The organism is Rhodobacter sp. CZR27 (assembly GCF_002407205.1).
GTDB lineage: Bacteria > Pseudomonadota > Alphaproteobacteria > Rhodobacterales > Rhodobacteraceae > Cereibacter_A.
Map to the genome: position 1 here is coordinate 1,561,058 of NZ_CP023548.1, position 25,425 is coordinate 1,586,482.

Annotated in this window: 25 protein-coding genes and 2 tRNA genes; 14 read left to right on the forward strand and 13 right to left on the reverse strand. The window is 67.9% G+C overall.

Annotation, left to right across the window (positions count from 1 at the left end):
- Positions 1-136: 136 nt before the first annotated feature.
- The 3 genes from CK951_RS07615 (at position 137) to rpsI (ending at position 2,081) form a co-directional block, all read left to right on the forward strand.
- Positions 137-925, forward strand: coding sequence for an SseB family protein (locus CK951_RS07615; protein WP_096785578.1), 789 nt, complete (start codon positions 137-139; stop codon positions 923-925).
- A 205-nt stretch (positions 926-1,130) separates the two neighbouring features.
- A complete protein-coding gene (rplM, locus tag CK951_RS07620; RefSeq protein ID WP_096785579.1) occupies positions 1,131-1,595 on the forward strand; it encodes a 50S ribosomal protein L13 in 465 nt (154 codons plus the stop codon).
- 3 nt (positions 1,596-1,598) lie between these two features.
- On the forward strand, positions 1,599-2,081 hold the full coding sequence (gene rpsI / locus CK951_RS07625; protein WP_096785580.1) for a 30S ribosomal protein S9: 483 nt from the start codon (positions 1,599-1,601) through the stop codon (positions 2,079-2,081).
- A 140-nt stretch (positions 2,082-2,221) separates the two neighbouring features.
- Here the strand turns inward: rpsI and CK951_RS07630 are convergent, their stop codons facing one another.
- A complete protein-coding gene (locus tag CK951_RS07630) occupies positions 2,222-2,449 on the reverse strand; it encodes a DUF1127 domain-containing protein (protein ID WP_096785581.1) in 228 nt (75 codons plus the stop codon).
- A gap of 85 nt (positions 2,450-2,534) precedes the next feature.
- On the opposite strand from CK951_RS07630, the gene CK951_RS07635 reads away from it, so the two are divergent.
- The 4 genes from CK951_RS07635 to CK951_RS07650 all read left to right on the forward strand — a co-directional run bounded on the left by CK951_RS07635 (position 2,535) and on the right by CK951_RS07650 (position 7,179).
- On the forward strand, positions 2,535-3,938 hold the full coding sequence (locus CK951_RS07635; RefSeq protein ID WP_096785582.1) for a PLP-dependent aminotransferase family protein: 1,404 nt from the start codon (positions 2,535-2,537) through the stop codon (positions 3,936-3,938).
- A 456-nt stretch (positions 3,939-4,394) separates the two neighbouring features.
- Complete coding sequence (locus CK951_RS07640; protein ID WP_096785583.1) at positions 4,395-5,282, forward strand: ABC transporter permease; 888 nt, start codon at positions 4,395-4,397, stop codon at positions 5,280-5,282.
- A complete protein-coding gene (locus CK951_RS07645) occupies positions 5,279-6,085 on the forward strand; it encodes an ABC transporter permease (RefSeq protein WP_096785584.1) in 807 nt (268 codons plus the stop codon). The genes CK951_RS07640 and CK951_RS07645 overlap by 4 nt, the downstream gene beginning before the upstream one ends.
- The gene (locus CK951_RS07650) at positions 6,082-7,179 is read left to right on the forward strand and encodes an ABC transporter ATP-binding protein (protein ID WP_096785585.1); all 1,098 of its coding nucleotides are present in this window, start codon (positions 6,082-6,084) and stop codon (positions 7,177-7,179) included. The genes CK951_RS07645 and CK951_RS07650 overlap by 4 nt, the downstream gene beginning before the upstream one ends.
- Before the next feature lie 163 nt (positions 7,180-7,342).
- Here CK951_RS07650 and CK951_RS07655 read toward each other — a convergent pair whose 3' ends face one another.
- The 9 genes from CK951_RS07655 to guaA all read right to left on the reverse strand — a co-directional run bounded on the left by CK951_RS07655 (position 7,343) and on the right by guaA (position 16,561).
- Complete coding sequence (locus CK951_RS07655; protein WP_096785586.1) at positions 7,343-7,960, reverse strand: TetR/AcrR family transcriptional regulator; 618 nt, start codon at positions 7,958-7,960, stop codon at positions 7,343-7,345.
- Positions 7,957-8,841 carry a polyphosphate kinase 2 gene (gene ppk2, locus CK951_RS07660; RefSeq protein WP_096785587.1) on the reverse strand — a complete coding sequence of 295 codons (885 nt, stop codon included), beginning with the start codon at positions 8,839-8,841 and terminating at the stop codon, positions 7,957-7,959. Before ppk2 ends, CK951_RS07655 begins: the two co-directional genes overlap by 4 nt.
- A 41-nt stretch (positions 8,842-8,882) precedes the next feature.
- Positions 8,883-9,836 (reverse strand): alpha/beta fold hydrolase, encoded by a 954-nt coding sequence (locus tag CK951_RS07665; RefSeq protein ID WP_198402421.1) that lies wholly within the window; start codon positions 9,834-9,836, stop codon positions 8,883-8,885.
- Positions 9,826-10,743 (reverse strand): homoserine O-succinyltransferase, encoded by a 918-nt coding sequence (metA, locus tag CK951_RS07670; RefSeq protein WP_096785589.1) that lies wholly within the window; start codon positions 10,741-10,743, stop codon positions 9,826-9,828. Before metA ends, CK951_RS07665 begins: the two co-directional genes overlap by 11 nt.
- A gap of 26 nt (positions 10,744-10,769) precedes the next feature.
- Positions 10,770-11,639: an ATPase gene (locus CK951_RS07675; protein ID WP_096785590.1), complete on the reverse strand. Its 870-nt coding sequence runs from the start codon at positions 11,637-11,639 to the stop codon at positions 10,770-10,772.
- 33 nt (positions 11,640-11,672) lie between these two features.
- Complete coding sequence (locus CK951_RS07680; RefSeq protein ID WP_096785591.1) at positions 11,673-12,593, reverse strand: DMT family transporter; 921 nt, start codon at positions 12,591-12,593, stop codon at positions 11,673-11,675.
- 93 nt (positions 12,594-12,686) lie between these two features.
- Complete coding sequence (locus CK951_RS07685; protein ID WP_198402422.1) at positions 12,687-13,814, reverse strand: OmpP1/FadL family transporter; 1,128 nt, start codon at positions 13,812-13,814, stop codon at positions 12,687-12,689.
- Between the two features lie 87 nt (positions 13,815-13,901).
- The gene (locus CK951_RS07690; RefSeq protein WP_096785593.1) at positions 13,902-14,789 is read right to left on the reverse strand and encodes a DMT family transporter; all 888 of its coding nucleotides are present in this window, start codon (positions 14,787-14,789) and stop codon (positions 13,902-13,904) included.
- A 215-nt stretch (positions 14,790-15,004) separates the two neighbouring features.
- A complete protein-coding gene (gene guaA / locus CK951_RS07695) occupies positions 15,005-16,561 on the reverse strand; it encodes a glutamine-hydrolyzing GMP synthase (protein WP_096785594.1) in 1,557 nt (518 codons plus the stop codon).
- 204 nt (positions 16,562-16,765) lie between these two features.
- On the opposite strand from guaA, the gene CK951_RS07700 reads away from it, so the two are divergent.
- The 3 genes from CK951_RS07700 to CK951_RS07710 all read left to right on the forward strand — a co-directional run bounded on the left by CK951_RS07700 (position 16,766) and on the right by CK951_RS07710 (position 18,031).
- Entirely contained in the window at positions 16,766-17,695 is a 930-nt protein-coding gene (locus tag CK951_RS07700; RefSeq protein WP_096785595.1) for a pirin family protein, read from the forward strand.
- A gap of 148 nt (positions 17,696-17,843) precedes the next feature.
- Positions 17,844-17,920: transfer RNA gene (locus CK951_RS07705), tRNA-Asp, on the forward strand.
- Between the two features lie 34 nt (positions 17,921-17,954).
- Positions 17,955-18,031, forward strand: a tRNA-Asp gene (locus CK951_RS07710).
- 112 nt (positions 18,032-18,143) lie between these two features.
- Here the strand turns inward: CK951_RS07710 and CK951_RS07715 are convergent.
- On the reverse strand, positions 18,144-18,587 hold the full coding sequence (locus CK951_RS07715; RefSeq protein ID WP_096785596.1) for a GNAT family N-acetyltransferase: 444 nt from the start codon (positions 18,585-18,587) through the stop codon (positions 18,144-18,146).
- The gene (locus CK951_RS07720) at positions 18,584-19,957 is read right to left on the reverse strand and encodes a M20/M25/M40 family metallo-hydrolase (RefSeq protein ID WP_096785597.1); all 1,374 of its coding nucleotides are present in this window, start codon (positions 19,955-19,957) and stop codon (positions 18,584-18,586) included. The genes CK951_RS07715 and CK951_RS07720 overlap by 4 nt, the downstream gene beginning before the upstream one ends.
- A 112-nt stretch (positions 19,958-20,069) precedes the next feature.
- On the opposite strand from CK951_RS07720, the gene CK951_RS07725 reads away from it, so the two are divergent.
- The 4 genes from CK951_RS07725 (at position 20,070) to ispG (ending at position 24,559) form a co-directional block, all read left to right on the forward strand.
- On the forward strand, positions 20,070-20,639 hold the full coding sequence (locus CK951_RS07725) for a 5-aminolevulic acid synthase (RefSeq protein ID WP_096785598.1): 570 nt from the start codon (positions 20,070-20,072) through the stop codon (positions 20,637-20,639).
- 148 nt (positions 20,640-20,787) lie between these two features.
- Positions 20,788-22,008 (forward strand): 5-aminolevulinate synthase, encoded by a 1,221-nt coding sequence (gene hemA, locus CK951_RS07730; RefSeq protein WP_096787196.1) that lies wholly within the window; start codon positions 20,788-20,790, stop codon positions 22,006-22,008.
- Between the two features lie 114 nt (positions 22,009-22,122).
- Positions 22,123-23,331, forward strand: a complete 1,209-nt coding sequence (locus CK951_RS07735; protein ID WP_096785599.1) for a helix-turn-helix domain-containing protein — start codon at positions 22,123-22,125, stop codon at positions 23,329-23,331.
- Positions 23,332-23,425: 94 nt separating this feature from the next.
- A complete protein-coding gene (ispG, locus tag CK951_RS07740) occupies positions 23,426-24,559 on the forward strand; it encodes a flavodoxin-dependent (E)-4-hydroxy-3-methylbut-2-enyl-diphosphate synthase (RefSeq protein WP_096785600.1) in 1,134 nt (377 codons plus the stop codon).
- Positions 24,560-24,635: 76 nt separating this feature from the next.
- Here the strand turns inward: ispG and CK951_RS07745 are convergent, their stop codons facing one another.
- The gene (locus CK951_RS07745; protein WP_096785601.1) at positions 24,636-25,379 is read right to left on the reverse strand and encodes a DsbA family protein; all 744 of its coding nucleotides are present in this window, start codon (positions 25,377-25,379) and stop codon (positions 24,636-24,638) included.
- Positions 25,380-25,425: the final 46 nt, after the last annotated feature.

A 25,425-nucleotide genomic window follows, 5' to 3' on the forward strand; every position in this document is an offset into this window, starting at 1 on the left:
TCGCTTCTTCGACTTCCCCTTTGCGGACGCCCCCTTCACCCCCTCCACGCGATGACGACGACCTGCCGCGCTTGCCCGCTGCGGGTCGAGGCACTAGGGAGGGTGCATCCCGCGTTCAGGTGTGAAGGACAACCTCATGACCCCGCTCGATCAGGCGCATGCCGCCATGGATGCCGCGCCCGGCGACGATGCCGCCCGGCTGCGGTTCTACGGCCGACTGGCGGATGGCGAGCTGTTCCTGCTGCTGGAACGCGAGCCCGAGGACGAGACCCTGACGCCGCAGGTCTTCGACCTCGAGGATGGCCCGGTGGTTCTGGTCTTCGACCTCGAGGAGCGGCTGTCGGCCTTCACCGGGATGCCCGCGCCCTATGCGGCGCTGCCGGGGCGGGTCATTGCCGGTCTTCTGGCCGGGCAGGGGATCGGCCTGGGGGTCAATCTCGGCGATGCGCCCTCGGCGATGCTTCTACCGCCCGAGGCAGTGGACTGGCTGGCCGAGACGATCGGCCATGCCCCGTCCGAGGCGGAAGCCCGCCCGGTGAGCTTCCAGCCTCCGCAGCTGTCCGAGGCGCTGGTCGAGGCGCTTGACGCCAAGCTGGCGCGGGCAGGTGGGCTGGCGGGTCACGCGCTTCTCGCCGCCGTGCGCTATGCCGACGACCGCGAGGGGCACATGCTCGCCTTCATCGCCGCAGTCGAGGGCGCCCGTCCGGCACTTGCCCGGGCGGTGTCGGAGGCGCTGACCTTCTCGGGCGTTGAGGCCGGGGCGCTCGACGTGGCTTTCCTTGACGAGGACGCGCCCGCGGCCGTCGCGATTGCCCGCGTGGGACTGCGGTTCGATCTTCCTGCGCCCCCGGCGCCGGAACTGCGCGAGGAACATGTCCCGGTTCCGCCGGGAATGGACCCGGACAATCCGCCGATCCTGCGCTAGGCCGGCCGCCGCAGACTCGGTCGGGCGGTGTTTTCCGCCCTGCGCAGCGGGTTGCCGATGGGGTACCAAGATACCGTTTTTGCAAGTGGCTGAGGAGCAAGGATTATTTGCTGCGTCAGGCCCTTGACCCGTGGCGGAAAATGCAAGACACAGCCGCATCCGAATTCGCGGGGGCTGCGCCTCCGCTCCATTCCAGGGATTCCCGATGAAAACCTTCACCGCTACGCCGGCGGATATCGAGAAGAAATGGATCCTCATCGACGCCGAGGGCGTCGTTCTGGGCCGTCTCGCCACGATCGTCGCCAACATCCTGCGCGGCAAGAACAAGCCGACCTTCACCCCCCACATGGACATGGGTGACAACGTCATCATCATCAACGCCGACAAGGTGCAGATGACCGGCAACAAGCGCGCCGACAAGCGCTACTACTGGTACACGGGCCATCCGGGCGGCATCAAGTTCCGCACCGCTGCCCAGGTGCTCGATGGCGCCCATCCGGAGCGCGTGGTGATCAAGGCCGTCGAGCGCATGATCTCGCGCAACAGCCTTGGCCGCCAGCAGATGACCAACCTCCGCGTCTATGCCGGCGCCGAGCATCCGCACGAAGCGCAGCAGCCCACCGTTCTCGACATCAAGTCGCTGAACCCGAAGAACACCCGGAGCGCGTAAGTCATGGCCGACATCAAATCCCTCGACGATCTGAAATCGGTCGTGGCCGACGCCCCGGTCGCCGAAGCCACCATCGCGCGCGAGCCGGTGCGTGATGCGCTCGGCCGCTCCTATGCGACCGGCAAGCGCAAGGACGCGGTCGCCCGCGTCTGGATCAAGCCGGGCTCGGGCAAGGTCACCGTCAACGGCAAGCCGATGAGCGAATACTTCGCCCGTCCGGTGCTGCAGATGATCCTGCGCCAGCCGTTCAAGGTCGCCAATGTCGAAGGCCAGTTCGACGTGATGGCGACCGTCGCCGGCGGCGGCCTCTCGGGCCAGGCCGGTGCCGTGAAGCACGGCATCTCGAAGGCGCTGCAGCTTTACGAACCCTCGCTGCGCGGTGCGCTGAAGGCCGCGGGCTTCCTGACCCGCGACAGCCGCGTGGTCGAGCGGAAGAAGTACGGCAAGGCGAAGGCCCGCCGCAGCTTCCAGTTCTCGAAGCGCTGATCCGATCGTTCGATCGCCGGAAAGGCCCGCTCTCCGAGCGGGCCTTTTGCTATTTTGGCCGACTGCCCCGGCGCCCTGTGCCGGACATAAAAAAACGGCCGGGCAGGGCCCGGCCGAGTCATGGGGAAAGGGTGGCGGTATCAGGGTCGCCAGAAGGGTTTCGAGGCCTCGATCTCGGCCGCGCGGCGGGTCAGCCCGATGTCGCGCAGCAGATGCGGATCCAGCCGGGAGAGGCCGAGGCGCGTCAGGCGTCGCTCTTCCCACCGCAGCACCACAAGTCCGAGGTCGAACAGCACACGCGCCAGCGGCGGCATCGGGCGGTTCAGATTGAGGACGGCAGGCGGAGTTTGCGGGATTGCGCGCGTCATCGGAGCACCTTTTGTATTGATACAATCAGCCGTATCAAGTAATGTGACTATACAATGTGGGAACAACCGGCTCCAGAGGAACATTGTGACTGACACAATATGGCATCCCGACCTGACGCAGTTCCCCGGTCCGAAGTATCTCGGGCTGACCCGGGCGCTGCGCGAGGCGATCCGCGAGGGGGCGCTGACGCCGGGTGAGCAGCTTCCCACGGTGCGGGATCTGGCCTGGAGGCTGGGCGTGACGCCGGGGACGGTCTCGCGCGCCTATCAGATGGCCACGCAGGAGGGGCTGCTTGCCGCGACCGTCGGACGGGGCACCTTCGTCGCTGCCGCGGAACCGCGCCTCGGGCCCACTCAGGCCCTGTTCGTCGAGCGCGATCCGCAGGAGGACGACGGCGTTCTGGACCTGCGCTCGCCGCAGCTTCCGGATGTCGGGCAGACCGCGCTGTTCGCCGAGGCGATGCGGCGCGTGGCAGGGCGGATCGGGCCGGACTGGCGCGACTATCCCACGCAGCGCGAGGAGTCCGCGCTGCGCCACGCCGTGCGCCAGTGGCTGGCCGACCGGGTGCTGGGCCCGATCGCGCCCGAGGACATCGCGCTCACCCACGGCGGACAAAGCGCCATCGGCCTCGTCATGCTCTGCTGCCTGCGCGGCGACCGTCCAGTGGTGCTGACCGAGGAACTGGCCTATCCCGGCTTCCGCCACGCCGCCCGGCTGGCGCGGGCCGAAGTGGTGGGGGTGGAACTCGACCAGCACGGACTGCGCCCGGACGCGCTGGAGTTCTGCTGCCGGCGCCACGGCCCGCAGGTGCTCTGCGTCACCACCGAGGCGCAGAATCCGACCGCCGCCCGGATGCCCGAGGCGCGCCGGGCCGAGATCGTCGCCATCGCGCGCCGCTACGAGCTGCAGATCATAGAGGACGACTGCTATACTGTCGCCGAAAGCACCCTGCCTGCGATGCGCGCGCTGGCGCCCGAGCGGACATGGTATGTCGGCAGCCTGTCCAAGACCGTCTCGGCGGCCCTGCGCTTCGGCTACATCCTGTGTCCGACGGGGCGGGGCGAGGCGGGGCGCCTGACCGCGCAGCATGCCTTCTTCGCGCTCGGCCGGCCGGTCTCGGACCTGTGCCTCGAACTGTTCGGCAGTGGCGAGGCCGCCGAGGTGCGCCGCCGAGTGCAGGCGGCCTTTGCGGATCGGCTGCAGACCATCGTGAACGGGCTGGGCGCCCATGATCTGGTCTGGCAGGCGGGGCTGCCCTTCGTCTGGCTGAGGTTGCCATCGGGTTGGCGCGCCTCGACCTTTGCCCGCATGGCCGAGGCCGAGGGCGTGCTGCTGCGCTCGGCCGATGAATATGCGCTGGTGCATGGCCGCTCGCCCAATGCGGTGCGGCTGGCCATCGCGGGCCATGCCGCGCGGTCGAGGCTCGAGGCGGCGGTGGACCGGCTGTCGCGGCTGCTGGCCTCTCCGCCGTCCGAACTGCCGGTGTGAGAAGATCGCCCCGGAGGACCTGTCGAATCGGATCACGGCCCGACGGCTAAGGCGAGTTTCCGGGACGTGCCGCAGGGCATTGCGCGCCACGGGGCCGTGACCGGAACCCCTGAACGAAGCCGCGGCGCGGTCGGGAAGGCGCGCGTTGCTGTGCTGCGGACGCGCGCAGGGCGGCAGGCTTTGCGTGCTGCCCAACGAAACGGCGGCGACGGTCGAGGTTGTGGCACTTGCAAACAAGGCCGGCGTGCAGGTTTCTCATCCGCTTCATCAAGATCAGAGGGCAAGGCACGGCATCGCAAAGACTTTCCGGATCTGACACCAAGGCCTCGCGTTCGGGCACGGTGCCCGTGGAAATGCTCAACCGCAGGGCAAGGCAGAGGGCGTTTCGCGCCGAAAGCCTTCCCTTGCGCCCGCACCTGTGCCAGAAGTTCGAGGCATTGGCGTAATGGGGGCGCAATGGAGCAGGACACGCGCTGGAGTCGCTTGAGGCGGTCTGAAGCGGCTCATGGCTATCTTCTCGTGGGTCCGCCCGCTCTCTATGCCATCCTGCTGCTGGCGGCGCCGCTCGGCACCATCACGATCTACAGCTTCCTGACCGACGGCTACCTGGAGATCATCCGGGACTTCACACTGTCGAACTACCACGAGGCCTGGACCAACGAGCTTTACCGCACGGTCATGCTGCGCTCGCTGGGCGTGGCCATGGCAGTAACGCTGGTGACGGTGCTGCTCGCCTTCCCGGTGGCCTATTTCGTCTCGTTCCATGTGGCGCCCGAGCGCAAGTCGCTGTGGCTGTTCCTGATCACCATCCCGTTCTGGACCAGCTACCTGATCCGGGTGTTCCTGTGGAAGGTCATCCTCGGCTTCAACGGGGTGATCAACTCGGGGCTCATCAACCTCGGGATCATCGACGAGCCGCTGACCTTCATCCTCTACAACGTGAACGCGGTGGTCATCACGCTGGCCCATGCCTATGCGCCCTTCGCGATCCTGCCGATCTTCGTCGCGCTCGAGAAGATCGACCGGTCGCTGCTGGAAGCGGGGCAGGATCTGGGGGAATCCAAGCTGATGACCTTCTGGCGGGTCACGCTGCCGCTGGCGATGCCGGGCGTGATCGCCTCGGTGCTGATCGTCTTCATCCCGACCATCGGCGACTACGTCACGCCGCAACTGGTGGGCGGACCCGAGGGGCGGATGGTGGCCAACCTGATCCAGCTGCAATACCTCAAGCTCGACAACTACCCGCTGGGGTCGGCCATCGCGGTGTCGGCCATGAGCATCGTCACCGTGGTCAGCCTGATCTTCCTGTTCCTGAACCGCCGTTTCCTGAGAGGGCCGAAATGAAGGGCGGCGGATTCCGCATCTACACGCTGGCGTATCTTCTGTTCCTCTATGCGCCGATCCTCCTGCTGCCGCTGTTCGCATTCAACGACGGCACGGTGATCGCCTTTCCGCTGACAGGCTTCACGACGAAGTGGTTCCTGGAGGCCGCGACCCAGCCCACGCTGCTGCAGGCGGTGAAGAACAGCCTGATCATCGCGGGATCGGCCGCGGTCATCTCGACCGCGCTCGGCATCTTCGCGGCGCGCGCCTCGACCCGGTACGAGTTTCCGGCGAAGGGCGGCATCATGGGGCTGATCATGCTGCCGCTGGTGCTGCCCGAAATCATCGTGGCGGTCTCGCTGCTGGTGGTGCTGCTGGGGCTTGGCGTGCAGCTTTCCATCCTGACGGTGATCCTCGGGCATGTGCTGATCTGCACGCCCTTCACCATCGCGATCCTGACCTCGGCCTTCCAGAGCCTCGACCGCTCGCTGGAAGAGGCGGCCTATGACCTGGGCGAGACGGCGGTCTCGACCTTCCGGCTGATCATCCTGCCGCTGGTCATGCCGGGGATCATCTCCGCGCTGCTGATCAGCTTCACCATCAGCCTCGACGAGTTCATCATCGCCTTCTTCCTCGCCGGGACGGAACCCACGCTGCCGATCTACATCTTCTCGCAGTTCCGCTTCCCGCAGGCGGTGCCCGTCATCATGGCGCTCGGCACGGTGCTCGTGGCCTGTTCGATCGTCCTTCTCACCTGTGCCGAATATTTCCGCCGCCGTGGCCTTGCCCGTTCCGGCGCCAAGGATACCGGAGGCTTCCTGTGACCGCTGCCGCGAAACCCACGATGATCGAGTTCCGCGACGTCCACAAATACTACGGCGACTACCACGCCCTGCGCGGCATCACCGCGACGATCCGGGCGGGCGAGTTCTTCTCGCTGCTCGGGCCGTCGGGTTGCGGCAAGACCACGCTGCTCAGGACCATCGCCGGGTTCGAGGAGATCTCCTCCGGGGTGGTGCTGATCGACGGCAAGGATACCGAGGGGGTCCCCGCGAACAAGCGGCCGACCAACATGGTGTTCCAGAGCTATGCGATCTTTCCGCATCTGACGGTGGCCGAGAACGTGGGCTTCGGGCTGCGCCGGGCGCGTCTCCCCAAGGACGAGCTGAACCGCCGGGTCGCCGAGGCGCTGGAGATGGTGGGGCTGCGGGGACTGGGCGCGCGGGCGGCGCATGCTCTGTCGGGCGGCCAGCGGCAGCGGGTGGCGCTGGCGCGGGCGCTGATCCTGAAGCCCAAGGTGCTGCTGCTGGACGAGCCTCTGTCGGCGCTCGACAAGAAGATGCGCGAGCAGATGCAGGTGGAGCTGATCAAGCTTCAGCGGCAGGTGGGCATCACCTTCATTCTGGTCACCCACGACCAGGAGGAGGCGCTGGTCATGTCGGATCGGATCGCCGTGATGTTCGAGGGCGAAATCGCGCAGCTGGCCGATCCCGAGACGCTCTACCGGCGGCCGAATTCCCGCAAGGTGGCGGATTTCATCGGCACGATGAACTTCCTGCCGGCGCGCATCCTGTCCGAGACCGCACAGGGCATCGAGGTCGAGGCCCAGGGTCTGGGCCGGATGCTGCTCGATGCCTCGCAGGCGCCGGGTGTGGCCTCGGGCACGGGCGCCTCGATCGGCTTCCGCCCCGAGACGGCGACCATCCTGTTCGAGGGCCAGAAGGCCGAACGCGAGGCCATGGGCACGATCGAGGAGGTCGTCTATTACGGCGACATGACCTATTACGACATCCGTCTGGACGGCACCGAGGCGCCGATCCGGCTCTCCATGCGCAACGTCTTCGGCCGCGAGGTGCTGGAGATCGGCGCGCGGACCCGCGTCGCGTGGAGCCCCGGCGCGATCGTGCTGTTCCGCTGACCGCGCCCGCCTCGGGCGCGTTCGGGCGTCCGAAAGCAATGCACGCCCGCACAGGCAGCGCAGCATGAGTGCCTGAAGGAGGATGCAGCGCCGCCCCGGCGACGACGCGGCGCAGGCGGTGACCGTCGCTCCCCGGGCTCGCGACCCTGCCCGGGCCTGGGGTTCAGGCATCCGGCGGCAGCAGGCCCAGTCCGCGCAGGTAGATGCCGATCCCGGCTTCCAGCAGGTCCTCGGGCGGGAAGGGCGACTTGGAGCCCGGCGCGCCGCGCGTGAAAAGTTCCACGACCCCGTGGCTCAGCGCCCAGACATGGGCCGAGAACATGGCGGCCGGCGGACGCTTTTCCGGCGGGATGTGCTCCGACAGCTTGGCGGCGGCGCGTTCCAGCACGTCGCGCGCCTTCTGAGCCGCGGCCGCCAGTTCGGGATTGGCCTGCAGCGAGATCCCGCTCTCGAACATCGCCATGTAGTGACCGGGATACTTCCGGGCGAAGGCCAGGTAGGCGCGTCCCGTCGCCTCGAAGGCCGCCAGCGCCGAGGGGCGCCCCTCGTCAAAGGCATAGTCCATCAGCGCGGCAAAGATCTCGTAGCCCTGCCGGGCGGCTTCGGCGATCAGCTCGTCCCGTCCCGCGAAATGCCGATAAACCGCAGCCGGCGTCACTTCGGCGGCCTTGGCAGTCTCCGAGAGGGTGAAGCCCTGCGGCCCCTTCTCGGTGATCAGTGCCAGCGCCGCCTCGACCAGCGCCTGGCGGAGGTTGCCGTGATGGTAGCCGCGCTTGCTCATTCCCCGCTGCGACCGTTGCCTGCCGGTCCGGGGGTGCCGCAGATCGCGGGATCGGGCGTGCCGATCCTGTCGTCGTCGCGGCCGTCGAACTCGACGGCACGCAGCACGGTCTGGATGGCCGCGATCCGCGCCCGCCGCTTGTCGTCCGACCGGAGCACCGTCCACGGCGCCGCGGGAAGGTGGCTGCGGTCCAGCGTCTCGCGGATGGCAGCGGAGTAGTCATCCCACTTCTTCAGCCCCTCGATGTCGATCCAGCTGAGCTTCCACTGCTTCAGCGGGTCCTGCTCGCGGGCGAGGAAGCGGCGCAGCTGCTCGGCCTGGCTGACGTCGAGCCAGAACTTGACCAGCGTGATGCCGTCCTCGACCAGCATCTGCTCGAAGCCCGGCAGCTGGCAGAAGAAGTGCTGCCGCTGTTGCTCGGTGCAGAAGCCGAAGACCTTCTCGACCACGGCCCGGTTGTACCAGCTGCGGTCGAACAGCGCGATCTCGCCCGCCGCCGGCAGCCAGTCGACATAGCGCTGGAAATACCACTGTCCCGCCTCGCGGTCGGAGGGCGCGGGAAGCGCCACGACATTGGCGACGCGCGGATTGAGGTTTTCGGTGAAGGCCTTGATCGTGCCGCCCTTGCCCGAGGCGTCGCGCCCCTCGAACACCACCACGATCCGCTTTCCGGTGGATTTCACATCGGCCTGCATCCGGACAAGCTGGCGCTGCAGCGCCTCCATCCGCTCGGCATAGGCCTTCTTCTTCATCTCCTCGCGGTAGGGGTAGGCGGGGTCGAGGATCTCCTCCTCCGAGGCATCCTCGATGGCCTTGCGGATCTGCTCCGGCGCCTCCTTGCGGAAGAAACGGCTGATCGCGCCATCGAACGGCAGGTCCATCGGCTCCTCCATGTCTGGCGCCAGTATGGCCAAGGCCGCGGTCAGCGCAATCCGGCGCGGACGGCGACGCGGTCGATGGCCGCCCCGACCTCGTCGGCGGCGACATGGTGGGGCATGTGCCCGATGCCCTTCAGGATGGTCACGCGAGACCCCGGGATCAGCTTGCCAAGCGGCTCGGCATGGATCTCCGCCGGCACCACCCGGTCGGCGTCGCCGTGCAGGATCTCGACCGGCACCGGCAGCTTCGGATAGTTCGGCTGCATCAGCTTCAGATAGGGCTTCAGGTTGGTGACCTGCCGCGCATTGACCCGGAAGCTCTCGCGGCGCAGCGAAAGGCCGACGCCGAAATATTCCGGATAGCCGGCGGGCACCACCTGCGGGGCGAAGATCTGCTCCACCACCCGGTCGGCGCGCTGGTCCGAGACGAAGGCGGCGATCAGCGGCACCACGGCGGCCGAGCCGAAGCTGCTGGAGGTCAGGGCATAGATCGGGCCGAGATCGCCCGGCCACGGCATGACCGCACCCGAGACGGTGACGATGCCGGCCGTGTTGCCCGGATCGCGCAGCCCCCAGGCCAGCGCCACGGCGGCGCCGTAGGAATGGCCCAGCACGATCGGGCGCCGCACCCCAAGCTGGCCCGCCGCCTTGCGCAGCAGGTCCGCCTGCACCAGCGGGCTGTTGCCCGCCGGGCCGATGTCATCCGACCAGCCGAGGCCGGGCCGGTCGAAGACGATGACCCGATAACGGTCCTTCACCCGGTCCACGAACGAGAAGGTGAAGTCGCGCGTCGAGCCCGAGGCGCCATGGATCAGCACCAGATCCGGCCCGCGCCCCTCGACATGGGCGTGGACCGTATGGCCGTCCACCTCGAGAAGCTGACCCGTCGGCGGATAGGAGGCCTCGGCCACCGCCTCGCGGTCGGCCGCGCGCTGCGAGACGGCGGCGCCGCAGCCTCCGAGGGCAAGGGATCCGGCGATGAGGAGACTAACGGCCAATCTGCTGAATGTCATATGGGGTGGATTGATAGATCTCGTTGATCCAGTTTCCATATAGGAGATGCGCGTGGCTTCTCCACCTGTTCAGCGGCGGTTTTGACGGATCGTCGTCGGGATAGTAGTTGCGCGGCACGTTGATCGGCTTGCCGTTGCCGATGTCGCGGTCGTATTCCTGCTTCAGCGTGTCGCTGTCGTATTCGAAGTGGTTGAAGATGTAGAGCGCGCGGTGGCTTGCATCCTCGACGAGGCAGGGTCCCACCTCGTCCGAGGCAAGCAGCGTCCGCAGCCCCGGCGCGGTGTCGATCTCGTCCTGCCGCATCTCGGTCCAGCGGCTGACGGGGATCACGAAATCGTCAGAGAACCCGCGCAGGTAGGGCGAGGTCGGCGCCACGTTGCGGTGGCGGAAGCAGCCGAAGGCCTTGGCCGGCAGCATGTGCTTTCCGACGCCGTGGAAGTGGTAGATCATCGCCATGCCGCCCCAGCAGACGCCGAAGGTCGACTGCACGTTGGTCTGCGTCCAGTCCATCACCTCGCACAGCTCGTCCCAATAGGTGACCTCGGTGAAATCCAGATGCTCGATCGGCGCGCCGGTGATGATCAGCCCGTCGAACTTCTCGGCCTTCACCTCCTGGAAGGGGCGGTAGAAGGCGGCCATGTGCTCGGCCGCGGTGTTCTTCGTCTGATGCTCGGTCATCCGGATCAGGTGGAAGTCGATCTGCAGCGGCGTCGCACCGATCAGCCGGGCGAACTGGTTCTCGGTCTGGATCTTCTTCGGCATCAGGTTCAGCAGCCCGATCCGCAGCGGCCTGATGTCCTGCCGCGCCGCCCGTTCCGGCGTCATCACCATGACGCCCTCGTGCGTGAGGACGTCGAAGGCGGGCAGGGACTGGGGCAGGGTGATGGGCATGGTTCTTCCTTGGCGGGAGAGCAGGGTTAGGCAGCGGCGGCGCGGCTGTCCAGCGTGTGCGCGATCAGCTCGACGAACTCGGCGGCGCTGCGGACGGCGGCGACCTCCTCGGCCGTCACGGTGACGCCCCAGCGCGCCATCGCCGCATAGCGCGGCTGGCGATGGGCCAGCGCCCGGGCGTAGGTCCAGCGCACGAAGTCGTCGGGATCTACCTCGGCTTCGGTCACGCCCTTCAAGGCGCGATACTCGGCCCAGGCGGAATGCAGGAAGCCGGGCTGGTAATACATCGGCTTCGGCGCCTTGTCGAAGCGGCGGATCAGCTCGTCCGTGTGGGCGTCCGATCCCTTGATCCAGACCATCAGCAGGTTGCCGGCCAGATCCGACATCACCGGATCGTCGGGATTGTCCGGGTCCACCACCTCGCAGATCGAGCCGCCCGAGTCGCAGACGAAGTTCTGGTAGCCGTAGATCTCGCTTGCGCGGCGGACGAAGCGCTGGGTGTCGTGCAGCGCCGCCACCTCGGCCTCGCGGTGCTGGGCCTGCCGTTCCAGATAGTCGGCAAAGCGCAGGCCGCCCTTTTCCGGGTTGCCCGGCTTGCCGAGATAGGTCGAGAGCGGCGCAAGATTGTTGAAGGTGATGTTCGAGGCAATATAGACCGAGTCCGTGCGCAGCAGCTCGCGCAGGAAGGGCACCTTCATCGCCTCGCGCTTGAAGTTGTCGGCGATGTGCTCGCCCATGTAGCGGGTGCCGATCCGGTAATCGACCGAGTAGTGGAACCAGTCGCCGCTGTCGCGCAGGAGGTTGGAGACATGGGTCTTGCCCAGCCCCGACATGCCGAACAGCAGCACCCGTTTCGCGGTGGCTTCGCGCCACTCTGCCCCGCTCCCGTAGATCATAACTCGTGTCCCCTGCCTCGGATCGCGCTCCTGTTAGCGCGCGCGACGACCCAGTTCACGCGGAATCTGGAGGATGCGACCGTCGAGCACCAGCAGCCCCAGCCCGAGCAGCGCAAACCCCGCGAAGGCGTGCGGCGGCAGGCGCTCGTCCAGCACCAGCGCGCCGAGCAGGATCGCGACCGGCGGAATGATCAGCGTGACGAGGCTGAGGTTGCCGGCCCCGGCGGCGGCAAGGATGCGGTAGAACAGCAGATAGGCGAAGGCCGAGGCGATGCCGGACAGGTAGAGCAGCGCGCCCCAGGTTGGAAGCGACAGGTCGAGCCGCGGCATCCCGCCCAGCGCAAGCGCCGCGGGCAGCACGACGAGGCTCGAGGCCGTGAGCATGCCCGCCGCTGCCATGCGCGGATCAAGGCCGGCGAGAGCCCGCCGCCCGAAGGCGCCGGCGCAGGCATAGGAAAGCGCGGCACCCAGCAGTGCGAGTTGGCCCGCCGAGCGAAGATCGAACCCCGCCAGCGCATCCGGGCCAATCACCGTGACGACGCCGCCGAAGCCGAGCAGCACGCCCGCCATGCGGCGCGCGGTCAGCCGCTCGTCCGGCAGCACCAGAGCCGCCACGAGGACGCCGAAGATCGCGGTGGCGGCATTCAGGATCGAGGCCAGCCCCGAGGCGATCGACTGCTGCCCCCAGGTGATCAGCGTGAAGGGGATGACGTTGTTCAGCATCCCCATGATCAGGAAGGCGCCCCAGATCTGCGGCTCGCGCGGCACCCGAAGGCCCATTGCGCGGACCGCGATCCAGAGAAAGAGCGCGGCACCGCCAACGCGGAAGGCGACGATGCCGGCAACGCCCGCCTCGGGGAGGGCGATGCCATTGGCAAGGAAGGAGCCGCCCCAGATCGTGCCAAGCAGCAGCAGTTCGGCCGAGGAGCGCGGGGAGAGGGATGTGCGGGTCATGCGGCGGTTCTGTCACAAGGGCCGGACCGCCTCGACCCGGAAGTTGCGGAAAGGGCTCCGGGCAGGAGCCCTTCCGCGGCGATCATCCATCGCTCAGAAGGTGAAGCCGACCCGCATGCCGACGGCGATGGCGTCGTTGTCCTCGAACCTGGCCGACAGGCCGCGCGTGATCGCATCGCCGAGCTTGATGTAGCGTACGCCGCCGGTGATCTTCATGTTGTCGTGCGTGTAGGTCGCGCCGAGCCCGATGGAGGCATAGCCGTCATTGGGGCCGAGGTTGCCGGTGATGTCGTTGGTCTGCGGCTCATAGGCGATCGTCATGGCACCGGACCAGTTCTCGGTGAACTTCCGTCCGAGGCCGATCGTGTAGGTGAAGCGATCCGAGTCGTAGGCCACCAGCGGCAGGCCGGGGAAATAGCGCTGGTAGATCGCCGGATCGATGAGGAACTCGCTCCACTCCACCCAGCGGATCGAGCCGAACAGCAGGGTGTCCGGCGCCACGCCGGTCTGGAGTTCCAGGTTGACCGACTGCGGCACCGTGGTGTCGAACTCGCTCTCTCCCGCGGCGTCGCCGAAAACCGGGTTGGTCGCGGTCTCGTCGGCTTCAAGCGTGTGGTCGATCGCGGAGTTGTAGGTCAGCGCAACCCTTGCGGCGATCTCGGGCTTTTCCCAGGCGACGCCCACGACATAGCCGAAGGAGTAGTCCTTGTTCGTATCCAGATTGTAGTCGGTGGTGATCAGGCTGCCGTCGATCGGGCTGGGGAATGTCGACAGGATATGCGCCTGGCCTTCCACCGACTGCGCCCGCAAGCCGCCATAGAGCGAGAAGTTGTTTTCCAGCTTGTAGCGCAGAAGCGCCGTGATGGCGCTGGACCGCAGCTCTGCGGTCGTGCCGTCGAGCGGATAGCCGGTATTGCCCGGGTAATCGATATCGGCGCCGATCGGCTGGTCGAGGATCAGCGCGAAGTCCATGTTCGAGCCCAGCGGCTGCTTGTAGCCGAAGGACCAGGTGTTGAAGGACCCTGCCATGTTGCCGGAGCCGGGTATCCCCGGGCCGACCCTGCCGCTGACGTCCGGCTTCACGTAGCCGAAGCTGAACTCGGCATAGCGGCCCTGCTCGAACAGGATCGCGACGCTCTGCTGCGAGCGTTCGATGTCGCCGGCCGTTGCCGCCCCGGCGCCGACCGCCAGTCCTCCCAGCGCCAAAGTGAGTAGTTTCATTGGCATGACCTCCCCCTGCCGGATGATGCGTCATCATTCGGCACCGGCAGGCTGGCGGTCAATCGCTGACGCGGGGGAACCGGAATCTCACCTTGCGTCCTGTGGCCGCGATGCCCGACCTGCCGCGCGGATGCTGATCCAGTTCGCCAGCAGGATCACGCCGCCGCCGACGATCACCAGCGCATCGAGCGGTTCCGAGAACAGGATCATCCCGAGAAGGACGAAGACCGGCAGGCGCAGGAAGTCGACCGTCACCACGAATCCGGCCGAGGCAAGCGAGAGCGCCTGCGTCAGGCAGAGATGCGCGCCAAGGCCCGAAAGGCCGATCAGCGCCAGCCAGAAACCCGAGACGGGCGTGGGCCAGACCGCCCGGCCATCGGCGAAGGTGCAGGCCAGCCCGAGGATCGCCTGCATCAGCGTGAGCCAGAACATGATCGACACCACGCTTTCGTGCCGCGTCAGCGTCTTGGTCAGGATGATGGAGGCGGCGAAGAAGATCGCCGAACCCGCGGCCGCCAGCACGCCCATGTCCACCTGCGCGAAATCGGGCCGGGCGACGATCAGGATGCCGGCGAAGCCCAGCACGGTCGAGACCGCTCGCGCCGCCGTGATCCGTTCGCCAAGCAGAAGCGGCGAGAGCAGGATCACCCAGATCGGCGAGGTGAACTCCAGCGCGATGACCTGCGCCAGCGGGATAACCGCCAGCGCCCAGAACCAGAGGTTCTGCCCGATGAAATGGCAAAGGTTGCGCACCATGTGCCGGCCCAGCCGGTCGCCGCGGATCTCGGCCAGCCGCCCGGCCAAGACGGCCCAGACCCCCACGATCCCGAGGCCCACCAGCGACCGCCAGGCCATGATCTCGAAGGTGTCGTGGACCCCCGACACCATGCGGCCGGCCACCGCCATGGCCGAGAAGGAGGCGATGGCTCCGGCCATCCAGAGGGTGGCGGCGATCGGGTGCTGGTTGGGGGGCATGGCAGTCCGCTGTCCGGGCCGGTCACCATTGCCCGCGCGGCGGGGATTGTCCAGCCTGCCGCAACCAAAGGCGGAAGCGGTGCCGCAACCGGGTCGGGGAGGGGGCAACCTGCGGGGCGATGCCGCCGCACGTCACCTGCGGAGCTGAAGATGACGCGGGCCGGGCCCGCATCATCCGGTTGCGCGAAGGGGGCGGCCCTTGCGGGCCGTCCCGGTCATTCCCACTCGATGGTGCCCGGCGGCTTCGAGGTGATGTCGTAGGTGACCCGGTTGATGCCCTGCACCTCGTTGATGATCCGCGTCGCGGTCTCGCCCAGGAACTCGTGGCTGAAGGGATAGTAGTCGGCCGTCATGCCGTCCACGCTCGTCACCGCACGCAGCGCGCAGGCATAGTCGTAGGTGCGGCCATCCCCCATCACGCCGACGGTGCGGACCGGCAGCAGCGCCACGAAGGCCTGCCAGATTTCGTCATAAAGCCCGTGCTTGCGGATCTGGTCGATATAGACGGCATCGGCGCGGCGAAGGATCTCCAGCTTCTCGCGGGTGATCTCGCCCGGGCAGCGGATGGCGAGGCCGGGGCCGGGGAAGGGGTGGCGGCCGATGAAGCTCTCGGGCAGGCCAAGCTCGCGGCCCAGCGCGCGGACCTCGTCCTTGAACAGTTCGCGCAGCGGTTCCACCAGCTTCAGGCCCATCTTTTCGGGCAGGCCGCCGACGTTGTGGTGCGACTTGATCGTGACCGACGGCCCGCCCGAGAAGCTGACCGATTCGATGACGTCGGGATAAAGCGTGCCCTGCGCGAGGAAGGTGGCGCCGCCCACTTCCGCCGCGTGCTTCTGGAACACGTCGATGAAGAGCCGTCCGATGGTCTTGCGCTTGACCTCGGGGTCGCTGACGCCCTCGAGCGCGCCGAGGAACAGCTCGCTCTCGTCGGCGTGGATCAGCGGCATGTTGTAGTGGTCGCGGAACATCGACACGACCTGCTCGGCCTCGCCCTGCCGCAGGAGGCCGTGGTCCACGAAGACGCAAGTGAGCTGGTCGCCGATCGCCTCATGGATCAGCACCGCCGCGACCGAGGAATCGACCCCGCCCGACAGGCCGCAGATCACCTTGGCATCGCCCACCTGCGCGCGGATCTTCGCAATGGCTTCCTCGCGATAGGCCCCCATGGTCCAGTCGCCCTTGAAGCCCGCGAGCTTCACGAAGTTCTCGTAGAGCTTCGCGCCCTTCGGCGTGTGGTGAACTTCAGGGTGGAACTGGACCGCGTAGAATTGGCGCGCAGGATCGGCCGTGACGGCGAAGGGCGCGTTGGGCGAGGTGCCGAAGACCTGGAACCCGGGCGCGATCCGCGAGACGTGGTCGCCGTGGCTCATCCAGACCTGCTCGCGTCCGTCCTCGAACCAGCCGTCGAGGATGGCGAGGCGGCTTTCGGTCGGCGTGACATAGGCCCGGCCAAATTCCGCGGTGCCGTGGCCGCGCTCCACCTTGCCGCCAAGGCAGTGCATCATCACCTGCTGGCCGTAGCAGATCCCGAGGATCGGCACGCCCAGGTCGAAGACACCGGCGGGCGGCATCGGCGCGCCCTCGGCAAAGACCGAGGAGGGGCCGCCGGACAGGATGACGGCCTTGGGTGCGAAGCCCTGCAGGAAGGCTTCGGTCACGTTCTGATAGGGGTGGATCTCGCAGTAGACGTTCAGCTCGCGCAGGCGGCGCGCGATGAGCTGGGTCACCTGCGACCCGAAATCGATGATGAGGAGGCGATCGTGCTGGGTCATGGCGTCCCATAGGCGGCGGCACCGCACAGCGCAAGAGGGGCCGGGCCGGATTCGCGCGCGACGCCTGACCTGTGTGCCGCCGCACAGGGCACGCGCGGGGAGAGGTGATGCCGCCAGCCCGGACCGGCCCTATCTTCGGCAACAGCGGAAGGAGACGCCGGCGCGCCCGGCCCTGTCTCCCGCACAAGCGGAAAGGAGACACCCATGAGCTGGAACCCCGCCCTCGACCCCGACATCCCCACCGGCGACGCCGTCGACGCGATCGAGACGGTGATCGTGCCCCGCGCCCGCGATCTCGGCGGATTCGAGGTGCGCCGCGCGCTGCCCTCGGCGGCGCGGCAGATGGTCGGTCCCTTCATCTTCTTCGACCAGATGGGGCCGGCCGAATTCCTGACCGGGCGCGGCATCGACGTGCGCCCGCACCCGCATATCGGGCTCGGCACCGTCACCTACCTGATGCGCGGCCGGCTGCATCATCGCGACAGCCTCGGCACCGACCAGTGGATCGAGCCGGGGGCGGTGAACTGGATGCTGGCCGGGCAGGGGATCACCCATTCCGAGCGGACGGACCAGCCCGAGGCGCCGAAGAGCCTCTTCGGCCTTCAGACCTGGCTCGCGCTGCCGAAGGCGCGCGAGGACGATCCGGCCGCGTTCCTGCATGCGGGGGCGGGCGCGCTGCCGGAACTGGAGGGCGAGGGCAAGCGCGTGCGGCTGATCCTGGGCCAGGCCTGGGGTGAGCGGGCGCCGCTCGATCTGCCGGTCGAGGCCGTCTATGCCGATGCGGTGCTCGCGCCCGGCAGCCGGCTGCCAATGCCCGAGGATCACGAGGATCTGGGCGCCTATATCGTGGAAGGCGCGGTCAGTGTCGGCGGACAGGAGTTCGAGGCCGGGCGGATGCTGGTGATGCGGCCGGGTGACCGGCTGACGCTGACGGCGGGGCCGCGCGGGGCACGGGTGATGGTGCTCGGCGGCGCGGTGGCCGACGGGCCGCGCTGGATCTGGTGGAACTTCGTCGCCTCCTCGAAGGAGCGGATCGACGCCGCCCGTGAGGCCTGGCGCGCCGGCGACTGGGCGCATGGCCGCTTCCGCCTGCCGCCGGGCGATGACGCCGAGTTCATCCCGGCGCCGGACTGACGGCGGAGGGCTGCCGCCGTTCCGGGGTGGCGGCGGCCCCGTCACCCGCTTCGTCACAAACTTCGCGGAAATCCTCTCGCGGACGCTTGACGCCGCCCGAGAGGCTGCGTAATACGCCCCCACGTTCGGCGGCGACCGGACGGCGCACGCGGTTGTAGCTCAGTCGGTTAGAGTACCGGCCTGTCACGCCGGGGGTCGCGGGTTCGAGCCCCGTCAACCGCGCCACCGTCCGCCGCCGCCCGAACGTGAAGAAGATCGCGCGGTTGTAGCTCAGTCGGTTAGAGTACCGGCCTGTCACGCCGGGGGTCGCGGGTTCGAGCCCCGTCAACCGCGCCACTTCTCCCTTCCCCTCGCATCGCTAAGGCCATCGGGCCGGCCCGACCACTTTCGGCTGCTGCCCGTGGTTGTCCGCCCCGGGAGGCCAGTGATATCCGACCTGGCGCCGGGCTCAGAGCGCCAGGCGGTACCTCACGTGGCCGTCGCTCCGGGTGAAGCCGTCATAGAGCCGCCGCGCCGTGGCGTTGCCCTCGTCGGTGTGCCAGTAGAGCCGCCCCCAGCCCTTCGCCTTGCCCAGCGCGATCAGATCCGCGATCAGCGCCCGCCCCAGCCCCAGCCCGCGGGCCGCCGGCTCCAGATAGAGATCCTCGAGATAGACATCCGGCCGGGTGCCCCAGGTGGACAGGTGGGTGTGGTGGATCGCAAAGCCCCGCACGCGCCCCTCGGTCAGGACGAGCCGCGCCGTCAGCGGCGAGTCGGGGTCGAGGATGCGCGCCCAGGTCGTGTCGGTCACCTCGGGCGCGACCGTCACGCGGTAGAAGGCGAGGTAATCCTGCCAGAGCGCGCGAAAGGCGGCCTCGTCCGCTGCCTCCGCAGTCCGGATCCCGGCCATCATGCGGCGAGCTTCGCAAGCAGGCGCGCCCAGGAGCGGATGCCCTTGTGGAAGCTTTCGAGGTCGTATTTCTCGTTCGGCGAATGGATCTGGTCGTCGTCCTTGCCGAAGCCCACCAGCATCGCGTCCATCCCGAGGATGGTCTGGAAATAGCCCGCGATCGGGATCGAGCCGCCGCAGCCGACATAAGCCGCCGACCGGCCCCATTCCTCGGTCAGCGCCGCGCGGGCCTGCTCGAAGGCCGGATGGTCGATGCGCATGTGCCCGGCCTTCGAGTTGCCGTGGGCGTGGAACTCGACCGTGCAATCCGGGGGCAGATTCGCGCGGACATGGGCGCGGAACGCCTCGCGGATGGCATGCGGGTCCTGCTCGCCCACGAGGCGGAAGCTGACCTTGGCATGCGCCTCGGCCGGCAGCACCGTCTTGAAGCCTTCGCCGGTGTAGCCGCCCCAGATCCCGTTGATCTCGGCCGTGGGGCGCGACCAGATCATCTCCAGCGGCGTCCGGTCCTGCTCGCCCGCGGGCTGCGACAGCCCCACGTCGCCAAGGAAGCGGGCATGGTCGAAGGCCAGTCCCTGCCACTGGGCACGGATCGCCTCGGGCAGTTCCGTCACGCCGTCGTAGAAGCCGGGCAGGGTGACGCGGCCCGAGGCATCATGCAGCCCTGCCAGCGCCTTCGACAGCACCCGGATCGGGTTGATCGCGATCCCGCCATACATGCCGGAGTGCAGGTCCTTCGACGGGCCGCGGATGGTCAGCTCCTCGCCCAGCAGGCCGCGCAGCATGGTCACGATGGCGGGCGTCCGCGACTCGAAGAGGCCGGTGTCGCAGATCAGCGCGAGATCGGCGGTCAGTTCGGCCGCGTTCTGTTGCATGAACGGGACGAGCGAGGGCGAGCCCGACTCCTCCTCTCCCTCGAGGAAGATCGTCAGCCGGCAGGGCAGGCGGCCATGTTCGGCCTTCCAGGCGCGGCAGGCCTCGAGGAAGGTCATCAGCTGCCCCTTGTCGTCGGAGGCGCCACGGCCGCGGATCACCCGGCCGCGGTCGGTGTCCTCGATGGCGGGGTCAAAGGGGTCGCGGTCCCACAGCGCCAGCGGATCGACCGGCTGCACGTCATAGTGCCCGTAGAACAGCAGGTGCGGGCCATCGCCGGGCGCATGGGCCACCACCATGGGATGCCCGGGCGTGGGACGCTTCGACGCCTCGAAGCCAAGCCCGGTCAGGTCCGACACGAGGCAGTCCGCCGCGCTGTCGCAATGGGACTTGAACGCCGGATCGGTCGAGATGGAGGGGATGCGCAACAGCGCCATCAGGCGGTCCAGCGCCTCGGGCAAGGTTGAATCGATCCGGTCGAGCACGGAGTCGAGCGTCATTGTCCTGTCCTTCTCGTGATGGCAGGCGGAACCTAGCAGCCATGCGGGGACTGTCCAGAGCCTCCGGTCTGCGCTATGACGCCGGCGAATACCGAACCTTCCGGAGTCGACGATGCGTCTGGCGATGATGACCGTGGCGGGCCTTCTTGCGGCGGGCATGGTCTCGGCCGATCCCGTGCCGGTCAGGGAGGCGAAGCGGATGCTCTTCGCGCCCGGCAAGGCCGAGGTCGAGATCCTGCCCGCAAACTTCCTGACCGACAACGATGCGAAGATCCTGCGGATGGTGGTGTCCGAACAGCCCTATTACGGGGCCATCGCCGTCGCACCCGACGAGGGTCTTGCCTCCGAGGCCACGGTCGCGGCGGCGAACCACCACACTACCGAGGCCGCCTCGGCCGCCGCGCTCGCCGCCTGCGATGCGAAGCGGAAGGGCGGGCGGCGGTGCGAGATCGTGGGCCTGATCCGGCCGGCAGGCTGGTCGTCCCGCGAACTGAGCCTGTCGTCGGATGCGACCCGGGGCCTGCGCGAGGACTATGGCACGCGCGGCGCGCGGGCGCTGGCCATCTCGGCCTCGACCGGCCGGTGGGGCCTCGGCGCGGGCGAGGGGGCTGCCGAGACCGCCATCGCGGCCTGTGCCGCCGGGAAAGGCGCGCAAGACTGCGCGATCGCGGTGGCCGATTGACGCAGGGACGAAGGAACGGGTTTCAAATTGGCCGGTTCCAGATTTAGGATTTGACCTACAGGATTTGATCCGCATCAAGGCCGCGGCCCGCCAAAACCTCAACATCACCACCCAGCTTGCCCGTCAGCCGGGCGTCAGGGAGACACAGATGGACTACAACCAGGCACTCGACACTGCGCTGAACCGGCTCCACACCGAGGGGCGGTATCGGACCTTCATCGACATCGAGCGGCGCAAGGGTGCCTTCCCGAAAGCCACGTGGCGCAAGCCCGACGGCAGCGAGAAGGAAATCGTCGTCTGGTGCGGCAACGACTATCTCGGCATGGGCCAGCATCCGGTGGTGCTCGCCGCGATGCACGAGGCGCTGGACGCCACCGGGGCGGGCTCGGGCGGCACGCGCAACATCTCGGGCACCACGGTCTATCACAAGCGGCTCGAGGCGGAGCTTGCCGATCTGCACGGCAAGGAAGCCGCGCTGGTCTTCTCCTCGGCCTACATCGCCAACGATGCCACGCTTTCGACGCTGCCGACGCTGATCCCCGGGCTGGTGATCGTCTCGGACAAGCTGAACCACGCCTCCATGATCGAGGGCATCCGCCGCTCGGGCACCGAGAAGCACATCTTCAAGCACAACGACCTGGATGACCTGCGCCGCATCCTGACCTCGCTGAAGGGTCGCCCGGTGCTGGTGGCCTTCGAGTCGGTCTATTCGATGGACGGCGACTTCGGCCGCATCAAGGAAATCTGCGACATCGCCGACGAGTTCGGCGCGCTGAAATACATCGACGAGGTCCATGCGGTGGGCATGTACGGCCCGCGCGGTGCCGGCGTGGCCGAGCGCGACAACCTGATGGACCGCATCGACATCATCAACGGCACGCTGGGCAAGGCCTATGGCGTGTTCGGCGGCTATATCGCAGCTTCCGCGAAAATGTGTGACGCCGTGCGGTCTTATGCGCCGGGCTTCATCTTCTCGACCTCGCTGCCGCCGGTCGTGGCGGCCGGTGCCGCGGCCTCGGTCCGCCACCTCAAGGGCGACGTGGAACTGCGCGAGAAGCACCAGACCTCGGCCAAGATCCTGAAGATGCGGCTCAAGGGCCTCGGCCTGCCGATCATCGACCACGGCTCGCACATCGTGCCGGTCCACGTCGGCGACCCCGTGCACTGCAAGATGATCTCGGACATGCTGCTCGAGCATTTCGGGATCTATGTCCAGCCGATCAACTTCCCGACCGTGCCGCGCGGGACCGAGCGTCTGCGCTTCACGCCGTCGCCTGTGCATGATTCGGCGATGATTGACGATCTTGTGAAGGCGATGGACGTGCTCTGGCAGCACTGTGCGCTGAATCGCGCCGAGGTGGTTGCCTGACCGCTTCTGCGGATGCAAAGGTCTCTGCCCTGTGCTACTTCTTTCGGGACAGGGCACCCGTGAGTCGGCGAGGAACCGACCGGGTGAAAATCGGGGCAGGGACGGGCAAAAGGCATGATCTGGCGGAGGACTCAACCTTCGACGGCCGAAGTCGATAAACCCAAAGGGTTCGATGATTTCGAGTTGCGGCTGGGCGACCTCATGCGCGGCGAGCGTGCGACTCTCGGCAAGTCGCTGCTCGACGTGCAGCGCGAGCTGAAGATCAAGGCGACCTACATCGCCGCCATCGAGAATGCCGATGTGTCGGCCTTCGAGACGCAGGGCTTCATCGCGGGCTATGTCCGGTCCTATGCCCGCTACCTGGGCATGGATCCGGACTGGGCCTTCCAGCGCTTCTGCGCGGAAGCCAATTTCACCACCATGCACGGGATGGCCGTCGCCGTCTCCTCGGTCCGGCGCGAGCCGGGGGCGCGGGGCGCGGGCACGGTTCGCGATCCGCTGGCCGACCCGAATGCGCTTTTCGTGCCGCGGGGCGAGAGCCTTCTGTCCAACATCGAACCCGGCGCCGTCGGCTCGGTGGTGGTGCTGCTCGCGCTGATCGGCGGCATCGGCTATGGCGGCTGGTCGGTCCTGCAGCAGGTGCAGCGCGTTCAGGTCGCCCCCGTGGACCAGGCGCCGCGCGTGGTGGCCGAGGTCGATCCGCTTGGCAACGTCAGCGGCATGGCGCCGCTGGTGCGCAGCGCGCCCGAACCCGCCGCGGTCGACGTGGCCGAGGCCGATCCGGCGCAGCAGCCCGACCTGATGGGCCGGCTCTATCGTCCGAGGGCGCAGGCGCTGGACGTGCCGGTTCTGGTGTCGCGCGATGGCCCCATCGCCTCGATCAATCCCCGCGCCAGCGAGGTCGTGCAGCAGGCCAGCCTCGCGGCCATGCCCGCGACCGAGGCTCCGGCCGCGGTCGAGGAGGCGGCGGTGCAGGTGGCCGAGGCCGCCCCCCCGACGGTGGAGCTTCTCGCCGTCCGCCCGTCCTGGGTCCGGGTGCAGGCGGCCGACGGCACGGTGCTGTTCGAGAAGATCCTCGATTCCGGCGAGCGCTATACCGTTCCGCAGATGGAGCAGCCGCCGGTGCTGCGCGCCGGGAACTCGGGCTCGGTCTATTTCGCGGTGAACGGCCAGACCTATGGCCCCTCGGCTCCAGGCGCGCAGGTGGTCAAGAACGTGGCGCTGTCGCCCGAGGCGCTGACCGGCAAATATGCCGTGGCCGACCTGACGGGGGACGCCGATCTCGCCCGTTTCGTCACCGTCGCGCAGAACGAGACCAACTGACCGCAGCGCAGGGGCAGGGCATTTGGGCGCAGGCGGTTGTGCCCCCGCCGCCCCGGGTTTAAGTTGTGCGCGACCATCACCCGAGGTTTGCCCCATGTCGCTGAATCACGTCCGCCCCTGGCGCAACATCCACCGCCGCAAGTCGCGGCAGATCATGGTGGGGCCGGTCGCCGTGGGCGGCGACGCGCCGATCTCGGTGCAGACGATGACCAACACGATCACCGCCGACGCGGCCGCCACCATCGATCAGGTGCTGCGCTGCGCCGCGGCCGGGGCCGACATCGTGCGGGTGTCGGTGCCGGACGAGGCCTCGACCGCGGCGCTGAAGGAGATCGTGGCCGCCAGCCCGGTGCCGATCGTTGCCGACATCCACTTCCACTACAAGCGCGCCATCGAAGCCGCCGAGGCCGGCGCCGCCTGCCTTCGGATCAACCCGGGCAACATCGGCGACGCGAGCCGCGTGCGCGAGGTGATCAGGGCGGCCAAGGATCACGGTTGCTCGATGCGGATCGGGGTGAACGCCGGTTCGCTGGAGAAGCACCTGCTCGACAAGTATGGCGAGCCCTGCCCGGATGCGATGGTGGAATCCGGCATGGATCACATCAAGATCCTGCAGGACAACGATTATCACGAGTTCAAGATCTCGGTGAAGGCGTCGGACGTCTTTCTGGCCGCCGCCGCCTATCAGGCACTGGCCGAGGCGACGGATGCGCCGATCCATCTCGGGATCACCGAGGCGGGCGGGTTGACGGCCGGCACGGTGAAATCGGCCGTGGGCCTTGGCAACCTGCTCTGGTCGGGGATCGGCGACACGCTGCGCGTCTCGCTCTCGGCCGATCCGGTCGAGGAAGTGAAGGTCGGCTACGAGATCCTGAAGTCGCTCGGCCTGCGTCACCGCGGGGTCACCATCATCTCCTGCCCGTCCTGCGCGCGGCAGGGCTTCGACGTGATCAAGACCGTGGCGACGCTCGAGGATCGGCTGGCCCATGTCACCACCTCGATGAGCCTGTCGATCATCGGCTGCGTGGTGAACGGCCCCGGCGAGGCGCTGATGACCGACATCGGCTTCACCGGCGGCGGCAACGGCTCGGGCATGGTCTATGCGGCTGGCAAGCAGATCCACAAGCTGGGCAACGAGCGGATGGTCGAGGAGATCGTCGCGATGGTCGAGCGCAAGGCCGCCGAACTCGAGGCCGAAAAGGCTGCGGCGGCCGAAGCGGCCGAGTGATCCGGCCCGGCCGGGAAAGCGAAAGGCGCCCCGCGAGGCGCCTTCTGCATTTCGCGCTTCGTGAATGACCGCGTGGTCAGCCCTTGCGCTGCCCGTCCACGATCTGCCGCATGCCGTCGAGCGGGACATAGCCGCGCACCATCGTGCGGTCGATTACAAAGGTCGGCGTGCCCGAGATCTCCAGCGTCTGGGCCAGTTGGTGGTTGGCCTCGATCACCGCCGTCACCTCGTCGGCGTCCATCCGCGCAAGGATCGCGGCGCGGTCAAGCTTCATCTCGTCCGCCAGCCGGCCCAGCGCCTCGGGGGTCATGTCGCCGCGGAAGCTGATCAGCCGGTCATGCGCCTGCTTGTAGGCCTCTGCCCCGGCGGTCTGCAGCACAGCGATGGCGAAGCGCGAGGCCACCACCGACTCCTCGCCGAGGATCGGGTATTCCTTCAGCACGAAGCGGATGTTGCCGTCGGACTTCACCAGTTCCTCGACCTCGGCATTGGCCTTGCGGCAATAGCCGCAGCGATAGTCGATGAACTCGACCACCGTGATGTCGCCTTCGGGATTGCCCCCGACCCAGCTGGCCGGATCGGAAAAGATCGCGTCGGCATGTTCCTCGAGCCGGGCAAGGTCGGCGTTGACCTGCTCGGCCTGCTGGCGCGCTTCCAGCGCGTTGAACGCCTCCATCAGCACCTCGGGATTCTCCAGCAGGTAGGCGCGCACCTCGGCACGGAAGGCCTCGCGTTCGGCGGCGGTCATCTCGGCCTGCGCGGCAGGGGCAAGGGCCAGGGCGCTGGTCAGCGCCGCGGCGCCGAGGGGGATCAGTTTCATCAGTGGCTCCGGTTGTCGCGGGTCGCGGCTGCGCTTCAGGAACACC

What these genes read in the sequence shown, in the direction of transcription:
- CK951_RS07700 (WP_096785595.1), top strand. Translation starts at nt 16,766, where the DNA reads ATGAGCTGGAACCCCGCCCTCGACCCCGACATCCCCACCGGCGACGCC.
- CK951_RS07640 (WP_096785583.1), top strand. Translation starts at nt 4,395, where the DNA reads ATGGAGCAGGACACGCGCTGGAGTCGCTTGAGGCGGTCTGAAGCGGCT.
- ispG (WP_096785600.1), top strand. Translation starts at nt 23,426, where the DNA reads ATGTCGCTGAATCACGTCCGCCCCTGGCGCAACATCCACCGCCGCAAG.
- rpsI (WP_096785580.1), top strand. Translation starts at nt 1,599, where the DNA reads ATGGCCGACATCAAATCCCTCGACGATCTGAAATCGGTCGTGGCCGAC.
- CK951_RS07680 (WP_096785591.1), bottom strand. Translation starts at nt 12,593, where the DNA reads ATGACCCGCACATCCCTCTCCCCGCGCTCCTCGGCCGAACTGCTGCTG.
- CK951_RS07725 (WP_096785598.1), top strand. Translation starts at nt 20,070, where the DNA reads ATGCGTCTGGCGATGATGACCGTGGCGGGCCTTCTTGCGGCGGGCATG.
- CK951_RS07655 (WP_096785586.1), bottom strand. Translation starts at nt 7,960, where the DNA reads ATGAGCAAGCGCGGCTACCATCACGGCAACCTCCGCCAGGCGCTGGTC.
- CK951_RS07720 (WP_096785597.1), bottom strand. Translation starts at nt 19,957, where the DNA reads ATGACGCTCGACTCCGTGCTCGACCGGATCGATTCAACCTTGCCCGAG.
- CK951_RS07735 (WP_096785599.1), top strand. Translation starts at nt 22,123, where the DNA reads ATGATCTGGCGGAGGACTCAACCTTCGACGGCCGAAGTCGATAAACCC.
- CK951_RS07675 (WP_096785590.1), bottom strand. Translation starts at nt 11,639, where the DNA reads ATGATCTACGGGAGCGGGGCAGAGTGGCGCGAAGCCACCGCGAAACGG.
- CK951_RS07630 (WP_096785581.1), bottom strand. Translation starts at nt 2,449, where the DNA reads ATGACGCGCGCAATCCCGCAAACTCCGCCTGCCGTCCTCAATCTGAAC.
- CK951_RS07615 (WP_096785578.1), top strand. Translation starts at nt 137, where the DNA reads ATGACCCCGCTCGATCAGGCGCATGCCGCCATGGATGCCGCGCCCGGC.
- CK951_RS07745 (WP_096785601.1), bottom strand. Translation starts at nt 25,379, where the DNA reads ATGAAACTGATCCCCCTCGGCGCCGCGGCGCTGACCAGCGCCCTGGCC.
- guaA (WP_096785594.1), bottom strand. Translation starts at nt 16,561, where the DNA reads ATGACCCAGCACGATCGCCTCCTCATCATCGATTTCGGGTCGCAGGTG.
- CK951_RS07715 (WP_096785596.1), bottom strand. Translation starts at nt 18,587, where the DNA reads ATGATGGCCGGGATCCGGACTGCGGAGGCAGCGGACGAGGCCGCCTTT.
- hemA (WP_096787196.1), top strand. Translation starts at nt 20,788, where the DNA reads ATGGACTACAACCAGGCACTCGACACTGCGCTGAACCGGCTCCACACC.
- metA (WP_096785589.1), bottom strand. Translation starts at nt 10,743, where the DNA reads ATGCCCATCACCCTGCCCCAGTCCCTGCCCGCCTTCGACGTCCTCACG.
- ppk2 (WP_096785587.1), bottom strand. Translation starts at nt 8,841, where the DNA reads ATGGACCTGCCGTTCGATGGCGCGATCAGCCGTTTCTTCCGCAAGGAG.
- CK951_RS07685 (WP_198402422.1), bottom strand. Translation starts at nt 13,814, where the DNA reads ATGAAACTACTCACTTTGGCGCTGGGAGGACTGGCGGTCGGCGCCGGG.
- rplM (WP_096785579.1), top strand. Translation starts at nt 1,131, where the DNA reads ATGAAAACCTTCACCGCTACGCCGGCGGATATCGAGAAGAAATGGATC.
- CK951_RS07690 (WP_096785593.1), bottom strand. Translation starts at nt 14,789, where the DNA reads ATGCCCCCCAACCAGCACCCGATCGCCGCCACCCTCTGGATGGCCGGA.
- CK951_RS07645 (WP_096785584.1), top strand. Translation starts at nt 5,279, where the DNA reads ATGAAGGGCGGCGGATTCCGCATCTACACGCTGGCGTATCTTCTGTTC.